At 71.9% G+C, this 13,659-nt stretch carries 9 protein-coding genes; 2 read left to right on the top strand and 7 right to left on the bottom strand.

What is annotated here, in order from left to right; translation table 11 throughout:
- Positions 1-14: 14 nt before the first annotated feature.
- From ftsH to ACN9M0_RS26565, 6 genes are all read right to left on the bottom strand, one after another.
- Positions 15-1,934, bottom strand: coding sequence for an ATP-dependent zinc metalloprotease FtsH (gene ftsH / locus ACN9M0_RS26590; protein WP_426404324.1), 1,920 nt, complete (start codon positions 1,932-1,934; stop codon positions 15-17).
- A gap of 176 nt (positions 1,935-2,110) precedes the next feature.
- Positions 2,111-3,664, bottom strand: a complete 1,554-nt coding sequence (ffh, locus tag ACN9M0_RS26585) for a signal recognition particle protein (protein ID WP_366038735.1) — start codon at positions 3,662-3,664, stop codon at positions 2,111-2,113.
- A gap of 118 nt (positions 3,665-3,782) precedes the next feature.
- Positions 3,783-6,248, bottom strand: a complete 2,466-nt coding sequence (locus ACN9M0_RS26580) for a [protein-PII] uridylyltransferase (RefSeq protein WP_426404323.1) — start codon at positions 6,246-6,248, stop codon at positions 3,783-3,785.
- Between the two features lie 20 nt (positions 6,249-6,268).
- Entirely contained in the window at positions 6,269-6,607 is a 339-nt protein-coding gene (locus ACN9M0_RS26575) for a P-II family nitrogen regulator (protein ID WP_015036464.1), read from the bottom strand.
- On the bottom strand, positions 6,604-7,950 hold the full coding sequence (locus tag ACN9M0_RS26570) for an ammonium transporter (RefSeq protein WP_366038737.1): 1,347 nt from the start codon (positions 7,948-7,950) through the stop codon (positions 6,604-6,606). Before ACN9M0_RS26570 ends, ACN9M0_RS26575 begins: the two co-directional genes overlap by 4 nt.
- A gap of 320 nt (positions 7,951-8,270) precedes the next feature.
- Complete coding sequence (locus tag ACN9M0_RS26565; protein ID WP_366038739.1) at positions 8,271-9,746, bottom strand: transcriptional repressor NsdA; 1,476 nt, start codon at positions 9,744-9,746, stop codon at positions 8,271-8,273.
- A 426-nt stretch (positions 9,747-10,172) separates the two neighbouring features.
- On the opposite strand from ACN9M0_RS26565, the gene ACN9M0_RS26560 reads away from it, so the two are divergent.
- Positions 10,173-10,826, top strand: a complete 654-nt coding sequence (locus ACN9M0_RS26560) for a bifunctional DNA primase/polymerase (protein ID WP_366038741.1) — start codon at positions 10,173-10,175, stop codon at positions 10,824-10,826.
- A gap of 63 nt (positions 10,827-10,889) precedes the next feature.
- Here ACN9M0_RS26560 and ftsY read toward each other — a convergent pair whose 3' ends face one another.
- Positions 10,890-12,110 carry a signal recognition particle-docking protein FtsY gene (gene ftsY / locus ACN9M0_RS26555; RefSeq protein WP_366038742.1) on the bottom strand — a complete coding sequence of 407 codons (1,221 nt, stop codon included), beginning with the start codon at positions 12,108-12,110 and terminating at the stop codon, positions 10,890-10,892.
- Positions 12,111-12,197: 87 nt separating this feature from the next.
- Between ftsY and ACN9M0_RS26550 the strand changes: the two genes are divergently transcribed.
- Positions 12,198-13,652 (top strand): cytosine permease, encoded by a 1,455-nt coding sequence (locus ACN9M0_RS26550; protein ID WP_426404322.1) that lies wholly within the window; start codon positions 12,198-12,200, stop codon positions 13,650-13,652.
- Positions 13,653-13,659: the final 7 nt, after the last annotated feature.

Raw genomic sequence — 13,659 nt, 5'->3', positions numbered from 1 at the left:
AACCCCTCGGGACCTCAGGAGTCCTTCTTCAGGCGTGTGATGCCCGCCGCGCGGTAGGCCGCGTCCTCCTCCAGCGTCTCGTTGGCCAGGAGGGCGGCGGCCAGCGCGTCCAGCTGGTCGCGGTGCTCGCGGAGCTGCCGTACGGCGCTCTCGTAGCACTCGTCGACGATGCGGCGCATCTCGTGGTCGACGGCGTCGAGGGTCGCGGGGGCGGCCGAGAGGCCGTACGCCTGCTGGGCGTCGCTCGGGATGGCGGTGAGCCGGCCGACGCGCTCGCTCATGCCCCAGCGTCCCGCCATGCCCCGGGCGATGTTGGTGACCTGCTCCAGGTCGCTCTCGGCGCCGGTCGTGACGACGCCGAAGACGACCTGCTCGGCCGCCATCCCGCCGAGGGCGCCGATGATCCGGCCCCGCAGGTAGTCCTCGGTGTAGGCGTACCTGTCGGAGTCGGGGGTCGACAGGGTGACGCCGAGGGCGCGGCCGCGCGGCACGATGGTGATCTTGCGGACCGGGTCGGCGCCGGGCTGGAGCATGCCGAGCAGGGCGTGGCCGCTCTCGTGGTACGCGGTCCGGCGCCGTTCCTCGGCGGGCATCACGAGCGGCCGTTCGGCGCCGAGCTGGACCTTCTCCAGGGCGTCGGACAGATCGGACTGGGTGACGGCCCGCTGGTCGCGTTTGACGGCGAGGAGGGCGGCCTCGTTGGCGAGGTTGGCGAGATCGGCGCCGGTCATGCCGGGGGTCGTGCGGGCCACGTGGTCCAGGTCGACGTCCTGGGCGAGCGGGATCTCCCGGGTGTGGATCTTGAGGATGGCCTCGCGGCCGCCCCGGTCGGGCGGGTTGACGTGGACGATCCGGTCGAAGCGGCCCGGCCGGGTGAGGGCCGGGTCCAGGACGTCGGCGCGATTGGTGGCGGCGAGGACGATGACCCCCTCGGAGCCGGTGAAGCCGTCCATCTCGGTGAGGATCTGGTTGAGGGTCTGCTCGCGCTCGTCGTGGCCGCCCATCCCGGAGCCGCCGCCGCGGGCCCGGCCGATGGTGTCGATCTCGTCGATGAAGATGATCGCGGGGGCGACCTTGCGGGCCTCGGCGAACAGTTCGCGGACCCGGGAGGCGCCGACGCCGACGATCATCTCGATGAACTCGGAGGCGGAGGCCGAGAAGAACGGCACGCCCGCCTCGCCCGCGACGGCCCGGGCCAGCAGGGTCTTGCCGGTGCCGGGAGGGCCGGCGAGGAGCACGCCGCGGGGCATCTTGGCGCCCATCTCGCGGTAGGCCTGCGGGTTCTTCAGGAAGTCGACGACGTCGTTGAGCTCGCCCTCGACCTCGTCGATGCCAGCGACGTCCTCGAAGGTGGTGCGCTTGCCGCCCTCCAGCTCGACCGGTTTCGGCGGCTGCTTGCGGCCGAGCATCCCGCCCGCGCCGCCCATGCCGGCGCTCATCCGGCGGGCGATGAACACCCACAGGACGACGAGGAGCAGCATCGGCGCGAGCGAGATGAGGAGGTTGGCGAGGAAGCTGCGCTCCTGGACGACGGGCTGGGCGGTGACGGTGACGTTCTGCTTGGTCAGCTGGGCCCAGAGGTCGTCGTCGGCGAAGGCGGGCCGCTGGGTCTGGAACTTGGTGTAGTCGCCGTCGCCGTCGGGGACGGGCTGCTTGTTCTTCAGCTGCCCCTGGATCGCGTCGCCCTTGGAGTAGATCTTGGTCACGTTGCCGGCGGCGACCTGCTTGTCGAACTCGGTGTACGAGATCGTCGGTCCGTCGCCCTCGTTGAAGAACGACAGGATGACGTTGGCGATCAGGTACACGACGAGCGCGGTGAGGATGAGGCTGCCCCAGCCTCCCGGCATCCTCCTCTTCGGCGACGGGGGCGGCGGGGCCCCTTCCGAGCGCCAGGGCTGGTCGGTCCGGTCGCGCGGGGGTACGGGGTTGGCCACGTGGCTCTCCTCGGGGCAGCAGTGGCCCCAGTATCGAAGAACTGAACAATCCCGGCATTACGGGTGGTCCGACCGTACGAGAAGGGGCCCGGGGCGGTTTCGCACCGCCCCGGGCCCCTTCTCGTCAGAGCCAAGGGCGGTTTCGCACCGCCCCGGCCCCCTCACTCGTACGAGCGTCAGCCCATGAACTTCTTGAACTCGTCCGGGAGCTCGAAGTCCTTCGGGGTCTGCCCCGCCGCCGGGAGACCGAAGGCGCCGCCCGCCTGGCCCTGCTCGCGGCGCTCGGCCGCGGCCTGCTCCTCGGCCTTCCGCTTCATCGGGTTGCCGCTCTTGCGCTTGCCCTTGGCCTGCTTGACCTGCTTCTTCTGCCGGCCGGGGCCGCCGCCCATGCCCGGGATGCCGGGCATCCCCGGCATGCCGCCGCCCTGCGCCATGCGGGACATCATCTTGCGGGCCTCGAAGAACCGCTCGACGAGGCCCTTGACCGCGCTGACCTCGACGCCGGAGCCCTTGGCGATACGGGCGCGCCGGGAGCCGTTGATGATGGTCGGGTCCTGGCGCTCGGCCGGGGTCATCGACTTGATGATGGCGCCGACGCGGTCGACCTCCCGCTCGTCGATGTTGGCGATCTGCTCCTTCATCTGACCCATGCCGGGCAGCATCCCGAGGAGCTTCGAGATGGAGCCCATCTTGCGGACCTGCTCCATCTGCGCCAGGAAGTCGTCGAGCGTGAAGCCCTCGCCCTTCTTCGAGGCGAGCTTCGAGGCCATCTTGGCGGCCTCTTCCTCGTCGAAGGTCTGCTGCGCCTTCTCGATGAGGGAGAGCATGTCGCCCATGCCGAGGATGCGGGACGCCATGCGGTCCGGGTGGAACGCGTCGAACTCGTCCAGCTTCTCGCCGTTGGAGGCGAACATGATCTGCTTGCCGGTGACGTGCGCGATGGAGAGCGCGGCACCACCGCGGGCGTCGCCGTCGAGCTTGGAGAGCACGACGCCGTCGAAGCCGACGCCGTCGCGGAAGGCCTCTGCGGTGTTGACCGCGTCCTGACCGATCATGGCGTCGACGACGAAGAGGACCTCGTCGGGGCTGACGGCGTCACGGATGTCCGCGGCCTGCTGCATCAGCTCCTGGTCGATGCCGAGGCGGCCGGCGGTGTCGACGATGACGACGTCGTACATCTTGGTCCGCGCGTACTCGATCGAGTCCTTCGCGACCTGGACCGGGTCACCGACGCCGTTGCCCGGCTGCGGGCCGTAGAAGGCCACGCCCGCGCGGTCGGCGACGACGGAGAGCTGCGTGACGGCGTTGGGGCGCTGGAGGTCGCAGGCGACGAGCAGCGGGGAGTGGCCCTGGCTCTTCAGCCAGAGGCCGAGCTTTCCGGCGAGGGTGGTCTTACCGGCACCCTGGAGACCGGCGAGCATGATCACGGTCGGCGCGGTCTTGGCGAACCGCAGACGACGGGTCTCGCCGCCGAGGATGGCGACCAGCTCGTCGTTGACGATCTTGATGACCTGCTGGGCGGGGTTGAGGGCGTGGGAGACCTCCGCGCCCAGCGAGCGCTCCTTGACCTGCTTGATGAAGGCGCGGACGACCGGCAGGGCGACGTCCGCTTCGAGCAGTGCGATACGGATCTCGCGCGCGGTGGCGTCGATGTCCGCCTCGGACAGACGGCCCTTGCCGCGGAGGTTCTTGAAGGTCGCTGCAAGGCGGTCGGAGAGGGTATCGAACACGGCGGTCGCGGATCCTCAGGTGTCGGGGGCGGTCGGATTGCCCTCCAGGGTATCGGGCCGCTCGAAGTGTGTGCCCCCGCCCGCCGGATCCGGCGGGCGAAAGCGGTGTGGAACGGGTTCAGCGGAGCGCCGACTCCAGGGCCCGGGCCAGGTCGATCGCCTCCTCGTCGGTGAGGAGGGAGCCGTCCGGGCGGGTCACGTACAGGGTGTCGACGGCGTTGGCGCCCAGGGTGGAGACGTGGGCGCTCCGTACCCGTACCGCCGCGCCCTCCAGGGCGCGGCCGATGCGGTGGAGGAGGCCGGGGGCGTCCTGGGCGCGGACCTCGATGACGGTGGCGAGGCGGGAGTCGGCGGCGGCGACGGTGACGCGGGGCGGCGGGGCGGTGAGGCCCCGGCGGCGGGGGTAGGCGGCCTCGCGTTCGGCGAGGCGGGCGGGGATGTCGAGGGAGCCGTCGAGGGCGCGGACGAGGTCGGCGCGGAGCCGGGCGGCCTCGGGCAGGGAGCCGTACTCGGCGGCGACGCGCCAGTCGAGGACGAGGACGGGGCCGGAGCCGAGGCCGCCGGGGAGTTCGACGGCGCGGAGGTCGGCGGCGCGGACGGTGAGCCGGTGGAGGGCGAGGACGCCGGCGACGGCGGGGAGGACGCCGGGCCGGTCGGGCAGGGCGATGAGGAGTTCGACGCCGACGGGCTCGGGACCGTCGGCTTCCGCGGCTTCCGCGATCACGGGTTCGGTGCGCAGCGCCAGGACGGGTTCGCCGGTGCGCAGGGCCTCGATCGCGAGGCGTTCCTGTTCGGCGCTGGGGGCGGCGGCCTCGGGGTCGGGCAGGGGTGCGCCCGCGAGGACGCCGGCGACGCGTTTGACCAGGTCGGCGACGAGTGAGGCGCGCCAGGTGGACCAGGCGGCGGGGCCGGTGGCGAGGGCGTCGGCCTCGGTGAGGGCGTGCAGGAGCTCCAGGGTGCCGAGGGTGCCGACGGCGGTGGCGACGGACTGGATGGTGGCGGGGTCGTCGAGGTCGCGGCGGGTGGCGGTCTCGACGAGGAGGAGGTGGTGGCGGACGACGGTGGCGATGACGGCGGTGTCGGTGCGGTCGAAGCCGATGCGGGCGGCGAGGTCGCGGGCGATGGTCTCGCCGGCGACGGAGTGATCGCCGGGCCAGCCCTTGCCGATGTCGTGGAGGAGGGCGGCGACGAGGAGGAGGTCGGGGCGGCCGACGCGGCGGGTGAGCGAGGAGGCCCGTACGGCGGTCTCGACGAGGTGCCGGTCGACGGTCCAGGTGTGGACGGGGTTGCGCTGGGGGCGGCAGCGGACGCGTTCCCAGTCGGGGAGGAGCTGGGTGACGAGCCCTTCGGCCTCCAGGGCCTCCCAGACGGGCACGGTGGCCTCGCCCGCGCCGAGGAGGGTGACGAGTTCCTCGCGGGCCTCGGCGGGCCAGGGCGCCGGCAGGGGTTTGGCGGCGGCGGCGAGGCGGCGCACGGCGTGCAGGGAGATCGGGAGGGCGGACTGGGCCGCCGCCGCGGCGGCCCGGAGGGGCAGGACGGGGTCGCGTTCGGGCCGGGCGCTGCGGGCGAGGACGACCTCGCCGTCCATCTCGACGACGCCTTCGGCGAGCGGGGTGCGTTCGACGGGCGGTTTGGCGCCGCCGCGGCCGCCGCCGCTCCGGCTCAGGAGGGCGCGGAGCCGGGGACGGGTGGAGCGGGCCTTGAGCACGCGGTTGACCTCGCGCCAGGTGACGTCGGTGGCGTACGAGATGGTCCGCGCGGCTTCGTACACCTCGCGGAGCAGGGTGTCGGCGTCGAGGAGGCCCAGTTCGGCGGCGACGGCGTCCTGTTCCTGGAGGGCGAGCCGGTCGGTGGCGCGGCCGGTGGCGAGGTGGAGGGCGTCGCGGGCGTCGAGGAGGCGGCGACGGGCGGCGTCGAGGCCTTCGCGGGGGGCGTCGGCGAGCCAGGAGGCGGCGACGGCGCGCAGGACCTGGGCGTCGCGGAGGCCGCCTCTGGCCTCCTTGAGGTCGGGTTCGAGGAGGTACTGCAGCTCCCCCATGCGGTCGGCGCGCTCGCGGCAGAGCGCGTCGAGTTCGGGGAGCCGCTCGGTGGCCTGGTTGCGCCAGTCGGCGAGGACGGTGGTGCGCAGGGCGGCGACGAGTCCGTGGTCTCCGGCGACGGGCCGGGCGTCGAGGAGGCCGAGGTGGACCTTGAGGTCCTCGGCCGCGGTGGCGCGGGCTTCGGCGGGGGTGCGGACGGAGTGGTCGAGGGCGAGGCCGAGGTCCCAGACGGGGTACCAGATGCGGTCGGCGAGGGCGGCGACGGCGGCCGGGTCGGCGGTGCCGTCGTGGAGCAGGAGGAGGTCGAGGTCGCTGCGCGGGGAGAGTTCGGCGCGTCCGTAGCCGCCGACGGCGACGAGGGCGGTCCCGCGGGGCGGTGCGGCGGCGGCGAAGAGGCCGGCCAGCCAGTCGTCGGTGAGCCGGGCGAGGGCGGCACGGCGCGGCGGCCCGGGCCGCTCCTTCTCCTGGAGGAGGAGCAGCCGGGCCGCCGCGTAACCGCCGGGTCCCGAATCTTCGGTCTCTTCGCTGACTTCGAGGCTCGTCACCCGGCGGCTCCTTCGTGTGCTTACAGTGCGTCCGGACCGCGCTCGCCGGTGCGGACCCGTACGGCGGTCTCGACCGGCACGCTCCACACCTTGCCGTCTCCGATCTTGCCGGTCCGGGCGGCCTTGACGACGACGTCGATGAGCTGTTCGGCGTCCTCGTCCTCGACGAGGACCTCGATGCGGATCTTGGGGACCAGGTCGACGGTGTACTCGGCGCCCCGGTAGACCTCGGTGTGGCCGCGCTGGCGGCCGTAGCCGCTGGCCTCGGTGACGGTGAGGCCGTGGACGCCGAAGGCCTGGAGGGCCTCCTTGATCTCGTCCAGTCGGTGCGGCTTCACGACCGCGGTGATGAGCTTCATGCGTCCACCTTCTTGTTCTCGCTCAGGACGGGCGTCGCCGCGGCGGTGCTGCGTCCGGTGATGCCGCCGCCGGCTCCGCTGAAGTCGTACGCGGTCTCGGCGTGCTCGACCTGGTCGATGCCGGAGACCTCGTCGTCCTCGCTGACCCGCATCCCCATCGTCTTGTCGATGATCAGGGCGAGGATCGCGGAGGTGATCAGAGAGTAGGCGAGGACCGCGAAGACGCCGATGGCCTGCTTGCCGAGCTGCTCCAGGCCGCCGCCGTAGAAGAGGCCCTTGGCGTCGGACTGGACGCCGCCGGTGGCGAAGAGGCCGACGAGGAGGGAGCCGAGCACACCGCCGACGAGGTGGACGCCGACGACGTCGAGGGAGTCGTCGTAGCCGAACTTGTACTTGAGGCCGACGGCCATGGCGCAGAGGAGGCCGGCGATGGCGCCGACGGCGATCGCGCCGAGCGGGCTGACGGCGCCGCCGGACGGGGTGATGGCGACGAGGCCGGCGACCGCGCCGGAGGCGGCGCCGAGGGTGGTGAAGGAGCCGTGGCGGACCTTCTCGTACGCGAGCCAGGCGAGCATGGCGGCGGCGGTGGCGACCTGGGTGTTGACGAACATCACGGCGCCGACGCCGTCGTCGTTGCCGAGCCAGGAGCCGGCGTTGAAGCCGAACCAGCCGAACCAGAGGAGGCCGGCGCCGAGCATGACCAGGGGGAGGCTGTGCGGGCGCATCGGGTCCTTCTTGAAGCCGACGCGCTTGCCGATGACGAGGATGACGCCGAGGGCGGCGGCGCCCGCGTTGATGTGGACCGCCGTGCCGCCGGCGAAGTCGATGACGCCCATCTCGAAGAGCCAGCCGCCCGCGCCCCAGACCCAGTGGGCGACGGGGAAGTAGACGACCGTGACCCAGAGGGTGATGAAGAGGGCCCAGGCGGTGAACTTGACGCGGTCGGCGAGGGCGCCGCTGATGAGGGCGGGCGTGATGATCGCGAACATCAGCTGGAAGACGGCGAAGACGTACACCGGGATGGTGTAGCCGTCCCAGAGCTCGGTGATGCCGATGCCGCTGAGGCCGACGTAGTCGGAGGACCAGCCGATGAGCGAGCCCGAGTCGGCGCCGAAGGCGAGGCTGAAGCCGAAGAGCACCCAGAGGATCGTGACGATCCCGAGGCTGATGAAGCTCATCATCAGCATGTTGAGGGTGGACTTGACGCGGACCATGCCTCCGTAGAAGAAGGCGAGTGCCGGGGTCATCAGCATGACCAGGGCGGAGCAGATGAGCATGAACCCGGTGTTGGCGGCGGACAGCTCGGGGGCGTCTGCTGCCAGGGTCGTGATGGCTGGTGCCATCGGCGTCTCCTCGTCGTCAATGCGGCCTGTGCGGGGCGGGGCCGGGGAGCGGTCGGCCGTGAGGGGGTGGCCGGTTATGCGCCAGAGATTCGCGCAGCGCGGTTTCCGCCGATGCCGCTCGATGTTTCGGCGCAGTGACGAAGGGGTGGGGTGTGTTACGTGGCCGTGAACGGACGGGTCACGGCCAGGTAACGCCTCGGGTGCACAAAAAGCCCGGCCGCGTCGCCTGTCCGTGTGACCTTGCGGCGGGGGAGCCGAGTCGGGCAGTACGGGACGGGCGGCGCGGCCGGGGTTCTGGGGGCTCGCCGGTGCCGGGCGGGTCAGACCGCTTCGGCGGCCTCGGGCAGGAGCTGGGTGAGCCGGTCGGTGAGCTGGACGACCTCGGCGACGTCGCTGTAGTTGCGTGCGGCGTGGTCGACGGTCTTGCGGAGCCGGGTGTTGACCCGCTCGGAGCGGATGCTGCGGGCGACCCCGAGGGCCTTCTCGGCGAGGACGACGGACTGCTCGGGCTCGCGCTTGAGGAGGTGGACGGTGGCCATGCCGATCAGGTTGAGGGCGTACGACCGCTGGTGGTCGGGGTCCTTCTCGAAGAGCTCGACGGCCCGCTCCATGACGGGCTCGGCGAGCGAGGCGTAGGTCGGGGAGCGGCCGGCGACGTAGGCGAGGTCGCGGTAGGAGTGGGAGTTCTCGCCGTTGAGCTCGGCCTCGGAGAAGAAGCCGATCCAGTCGGGCTCGGGCTCGCCGTCGAGGCCGACGTCGGCGAAGGTGTCCTCGGCCATCCGGACGGCCCGCTTGCACTTGGAGGGCTGGCCCATGTTGGCGTAGGCGCGGGCCTCCATCGCATACAGCATGGCCTGGGTGCGGGCGGTGGCGCAGTCCCGGCTGCCGTACTGGGCGAGGTGGATGAGTTCGAGGGCGTCGTCGGGCCGGCCGAGGTGGATCATCTGGCGGCTCATGGAGGACAGGATGTACGAGCCGAGGGGCTTGTCGCCGGCCTCCTTGGCGGCGTGCAGGGCGAGCACGAAGTACTTCTGGGCGGTGGGCTGGAGGCCCACGTCGTAGCTCATCCAGCCGGCGAGTTCGGCGAGTTCGGCGGCGCAGGTGAAGAGGCGCTTGGCGGTGGCGGCGGGCTGGGACTCCTGGAGGAGGTCGGTGACCTCGTGGAGCTGGCCGACGACGGCCTTGCGGCGCAGTCCGCCGCCGCACTGGGCGTCCCACTTGCGGAACATGGCGGTGGTGGACTCCAGGAGGTCGAGCTCGATCTCGGAGAGCCGGTTGGGGCGGCGGGCGTCGACGAGGGGCTCGGGGCGCTCGGTCTCGCCCGTCGGGGTGGGGACGAGCCAGCGCTGCATCGGTTCGATGAGGGCGGGTCCCGCGGCGAGCTGGAGGGAGGAGCCGAGGAAGCCCCGGCGGGCGAGCATGAGGTCGCTGCGGGAGAACTCGCTGAGCAGGGCGACGGTCTGCGGTCCGGCCCAGGGAAGGTCGACGCCGGAGACGGAGGGCGACTGGTGGGCGGTGCGCAGTCCGAGGTCCTCGATGGCGACGACGGAGCCGAAGCGCTCGGAGAACAGCTCGGAGAGGATCCGCGGGATGGGCTCGCGGGGCTGCTCGCCGTCGAGCCAGCGGCGTACGCGCGAGGTGTCCGTGGAGATGTGGTGCGCGCCCATCTGGCGTGCCCTGCGGTTCACTTGGCGTGCCAGTTCGCCCTTCGACCAGCCGCTGCGCACGAACCACGAGCCCAGCTGCTCGTTCGGGCGCTTGCCGGCAGTCGTACCGTCTGCGCCGTTGCCGCTCACTGGAACGCCCCCATCCACCTGATGTATCTGTCGTCCGAACCCCTATCAGAATGCCGTCTCTCACGGCACCCGTCCGACGTTCGCACTCCTTCGAACTGGAAACCGGGTTGCCTCCGGCATACCCATGCGCGCATGCGGTCCCGGGCTTCGAGTACCGAAAGTAATCCTACGATCACCCCTCCACGAGGGCGATTCAAGAAACGCCACCATTCGCCACCCCTTCGAATGAACTCGCCCCGCGCGGAACGCGATTCACTTGACATGCGACGAACCGGAGTCGGCGGACGGAAGCGCGGAGAGGCGCGCGCCTCGGTCCGCACCACCCCTCGCACGACCGCGCACCACACCGGGCGACGGAGCGTGACGAAGGGTGACGACGGTGCTCCGGGTCGTAACCACCGGCGCGCTCGACCCGTTGGAGGGGGCATGGGTTTCACGATCGGCGGCATTCGTGAGATGCGGTCCGGCGCACGCCGCCGCGTACGCACCACGGAGTGCACTGCGGTGGCCGAGTACACGGGACTGTGGGGCTGGGACGTCGTCCCCGGCGCGCGGGCCGTCTCCGGCCAGTGCTCCTGCGGGGATCCGGCGTGCACCGCCCCCGGCGCCCACCCCCTCTCCTTCGCGGAACCGGTCCCGGCGGGCGCCGGCCTCGACGACGCCACCAAGGCGTGGTCCGAGTACCCGGGCGCCGCGCTGCTCCTGCCGGTGGGCCGGGCCTTCGACGTGATCGAGGTCGCCGAGGCCGCGGGCCGGCGGGCGCTGGTGCGCCTGGAGCGCATGGGCCTGCCGCTGGGCCCGGTGTGCGCGACCCCGACCGGCCGGGCGCGGTTCTTCGTGGCCCCGGGCGCGGCGGCCGAGCTGCCGCAGCTGCTGTACCGGATGGGCTGGGACGACGCCGATCTGGACCTGCACGGTCTGGGGCCCGGCTCCTACGTCACCGCTCCCCCGTCGGACCTGGGCGGGCTCGGACCGGTGCGCTGGCTGCGGCCCCCGACGCTGGACACGGCGGGCGCGCCGCCGCAGGCCCGGCTGCTGCTCGGCACCCTGGCGTACATCTGCCACCGGACGCACTTCTAGACACGCGTGAGGGCCCCCGCCACGAGTGGGCGGGGGCCCTCACGCGTGCGCGTGGACCGCGGGTCAGTCGCCGATCAGGGCGTCGACGAAGGCGCCCGGCTCGAAGGGCGCCAGGTCGTCCGGGCCCTCGCCCAGGCCGACCAGCTTGACCGGGACGCCCAGCTCGCGCTGGACGGCGACGACGATGCCGCCCTTGGCGGTGCCGTCGAGCTTGGTCAGCACGATGCCGGTGATGTCGACGACCTCGGCGAAGACGCGGGCCTGGATCAGGCCGTTCTGGCCGGTGGTGGCGTCGAGGACGAGGAGGATCTCGTCGAGCGGGCCGTGCTTCTCGACGACGCGCTTGACCTTGCCGAGCTCGTCCATGAGGCCGGTCTTGGTGTGGAGGCGGCCGGCGGTGTCGATGAGGACGACGTCGGCGTTCTCGGCGATGCCCTCCTTGACCGCGTCGAAGGCGATCGACGCCGGGTCGCCGCCCTCCGGGCCGCGCACGGTCCGGGCGCCGACGCGCTCGCCCCAGGTCTGGAGCTGGTCGGCGGCGGCGGCGCGGAAGGTGTCGGCGGCGCCGAGGACGACGGACTTGCCGTCGGCGACCAGGACACGGGCCAGCTTGCCGGTGGTGGTGGTCTTGCCGGTGCCGTTGACGCCGACGACCATGACGATGCCGGGGACGTCCGCGGGGCTCTCGGTCTTCACCGTGCGGTCGAAGTCGCCGAGGAGGGCGACGAGCTCCTCGCGGAGCAGGCCGCGCAGCTCGTCGGGGGTGCGGGTGCCGAGCACCTTGACGCGCTCGCGCAGCCGGTCGACGAGCTCCTGGGTGGGGGCGACGCCGACGTCGGCGGTGAGGAGGGTCTCCTCGATCTCCTCCCAGGTGTCCTCGTCGAGGTGCTCGCGGGACAGGAGCGTGAGCAGCCCCTTGCCGAGCGAGTTCTGGGAGCGGGCGAGGCGGGCGCGGAGCCGCACGAGACGGCCGGCGGTGGGCTCCGGGATCTCGATCTCGGGGGCGGCGGGCTCGACGACGACGGGGTCCTCGACGGCGGCCGGCGTCTCGACGGCCTCCTCCGCCGGGAGTTCGACCTCCTCGACCGTGCGGCGTGGTTCTTCCCGCGGCGTCTCCGCCTCGTCGCCGACGTGCGGTTCCGCGGGCGGAGCGGTGATGGTCGGCGTGGTGGACGGCGGCTCGGCCGGCGGCAGCTTCTTCTTGCGACCGCTGATCACGAGCCCGCTTGTCACGGCGACCGCGACGACCAGAGCGATGACTACAGCAAGGATGAGTGTGTCCATAACTCGTCCAGTATCGGCCACGAGGGGGCTGACGGCGGAGCACGTACAGTGGGTGGTTCCCCCACATCTGTACAACGGAGTACCCCTATGCCCCACGCCTCCGAAGCCGCAGGCGCGACGCACGACGGTGCCATGGAGACCCGCGGTCTCGAACCCGTCCCCGACGCCGAGCGGACCGGGCGGGTCCGCGAGCTCTTCCCGACCTGGGTCGCGGCGAACATCAGTGTGCTGCTGCTCACGATGGGCGCCGGTCTGATCGTCTTCAACGGCCTGAACTTCTGGCAGGTCCTGACCGTGGCGATCGCCGCGCCGGTGCTGTCGTACGGGATCGTCGGCCTGATCTCGATCGCGGGGAAGCGCGGCGGGGCGCCGGGGATGGCGCTGTCGCGGGCGGTGTTCGGTCAGCGCGGAAACCTTTTTCCCGGTGCGTTGATCTGGGTGGCCCGCTGGGGCTGGGAGACCATCAACGCGGTCACCGGGGCGTACGCGGTACTGACCGTCCTCGACCTGCTCTTCGGCGTGAAGTCGAACACGCTCCTCATCGTGGTGACGCTGCTGCTCTTCGTGACCTGCACGTTCCTGGTCTCGGGCCTCGGCATCAACGCGCTGCGGGTGTGCAGCAAGTGGTCGACGTACGTCTTCGGCGCCTTCTCCGTGCTCGTCCTGGTCCATCTGGTGGCGAACACCGACTGGTCGGCGGTCTTCGACAAGCCGGCCGGCTCGACGGCGATGATGGTCGCGGGCATCGGCACGATCGCGGCCGGCGGCATCAGCTGGGTGCCCTCGGGGCCCGACTTCACGCGCTACCTGCCCCGCACGGCCTCCTCGCGGGCGATGGTCGGCTCGACGATCGGCGGCGCCGGGATCGTGGTGCTCCCGATGGTGCTGATGGGCGCGGTGATGGCGGTGTCGACGCCGGACCTGGCCTCGGCGCAGGACCCGGTCTCCTTCATCGGTGAGCTGCTGCCGATGTGGATCTCCGTGCCGTACCTGGTGATCGCGCTGCTCGGGATGGTGCTGATCAACTCGATGTCGATGTACTCGGCCGGGTTCACGGCGCAGACCCTGGGCATCAAGGTGCCGCGGGCCGCGGCGGTGAGCGTGAACGCCGTGATCAGCCTGGTCTTCGGATTCCTCCTGATGGTCGTGGCGACCAGCTTCATCGGCTCGTTCATCTCCTTCCTGACCCTGCTCGCGGTGGCGTTCTCGGCCTGGATCGGGGTCTTCGGCGTGGACATGCTGCGCCGGAGGTCGTACGACGCGGTGGCGCTGATGGACACGACCAGGACCAGTGCCTACTGGTACCGGGGCGGTTTCGCCTGGCAGGCGATGACGGCGTGGGCCGTGGCGCTGCTCGCGGGACTGCTGTTCACGAAGGTCGACTGGTTCTCCGGTCCGCTCGCCTCGTCGTGGATCGGCGAGAACGGTCTCGGCTGGGCGGCGACGATCGTGGTCGCGGGCGTGCTGTACGCGGTGCTGCCGCGCACCGCGCAGCCGGCGCCGGTGCCGGCCGCCGAGGTCCGCGAGACCGTTTCCATCTGACGCTCCG

It is taken from the genome of Streptomyces sp. R-07 (genome assembly GCF_049913175.1).
Lineage (GTDB): Bacteria > Actinomycetota > Actinomycetes > Streptomycetales > Streptomycetaceae > Streptomyces.
The sequence above is the reverse complement of the archived record's forward strand: the minus strand, read 5'-3'. Positions and strand labels throughout refer to the sequence as shown.

Bases quoted from the DNA above. Each gene is read 5' to 3' on its own strand.
- ACN9M0_RS26575 (WP_015036464.1), bottom strand. From the start codon at position 6,607: ATGAAGCTCATCACCGCGGTCGTGAAGCCGCACCGACTGGACGAGATC.
- ACN9M0_RS26570 (WP_366038737.1), bottom strand. From the start codon at position 7,950: ATGGCACCAGCCATCACGACCCTGGCAGCAGACGCCCCCGAGCTGTCC.
- ftsY (WP_366038742.1), bottom strand. From the start codon at position 12,110: ATGGACACACTCATCCTTGCTGTAGTCATCGCTCTGGTCGTCGCGGTC.
- ACN9M0_RS26550 (WP_426404322.1), top strand. From the start codon at position 12,198: ATGCCCCACGCCTCCGAAGCCGCAGGCGCGACGCACGACGGTGCCATG.
- ACN9M0_RS26560 (WP_366038741.1), top strand. From the start codon at position 10,173: ATGGGTTTCACGATCGGCGGCATTCGTGAGATGCGGTCCGGCGCACGC.